Source organism: Mesorhizobium sp. M7D.F.Ca.US.004.03.1.1 (assembly GCF_003998635.1).
GTDB lineage: Bacteria > Pseudomonadota > Alphaproteobacteria > Rhizobiales > Rhizobiaceae > Mesorhizobium > Mesorhizobium loti.
Genome location: NZ_RZQG01001504.1, coordinates 1 through 833 on the forward strand (window position 1 = coordinate 1; position 833 = coordinate 833).

Below are 833 nucleotides of genomic sequence, written 5' to 3' on the forward strand. Positions count from 1 at the left end.
CCTCCCGTGCAGGCGCAGGACGTCCTTCGCATAGCGACCGAAGGCGCTTATCCACCCTTTAACTGGCGCGAGGCCGACGGCACCTTGAAGGGATTCGACGTTGATATCGCGAATGCGCTTTGCGAGAAGATGAATCGCAAATGCGTCATCGTCGCCCAGGATTGGGACGGCATGATCCCGGCTCTGCTGGCCAAGAAGTTCGACGTGATCGTCGCATCTATGGCCATCACCGCCGAACGCCAGAAACGCGTCGACTTTACCAAGAAGTACTGGCAGGCCATCTCTCGATTCGTGACCAAGAAAGGCATGAATCTCGATACGTCAAAGGACGATCTTGGCGGTATCCACGTCGGTGTCCAGCGCGGCACGATCCAAAGCTGCTATCTGTCGAAGCATTTTTCAAAGGCAAACATTACGCTCTATCCCACGTTGGAAGAAGGCTTCAGCGACCTCAAGGCAGGTCGACTCGACGCCTATATTGCTGAATCGATCCAGATGAAGAAGGAAGTGCTCGATAGGCCCGATGGCCAGGACTACACATTCAATGGCCCAACGCCGCAGGATCCGGAGTGTTTCGGCGACGGTGTCGGGATTGCGCTCCGCAAAGGCAGCGATGAGCTGCGCAATTCGCTCAACAAGGCCATCCTCGATATCAGGGCGGACGGCACATACCAGAAGATCGATCGTAAGTATTTCGATTTCGACGTGTATGGGCCCGAAGCCAACTAGCAAGGCAGCAATATCAGCCGGTCGGACGGACCAGCTGATATTGCAGGAGCAGCGAAAAATGACCGACCAGAATTCCGCGATCGAGGAGCCGCAAGCTTTGTTGT

At 55.5% G+C, this 833-nt stretch carries 1 protein-coding gene; it reads left to right on the forward strand.

Annotation, left to right across the window (positions count from 1 at the left end; genetic code table 11):
- The coding region (locus tag EN935_RS38275; RefSeq protein WP_348629928.1) for a transporter substrate-binding domain-containing protein at window positions 1-729 on the forward strand (729 nt) is incomplete at its 5' end.
- Between the last annotated feature and the right edge of the window lie 104 nt (window positions 730-833).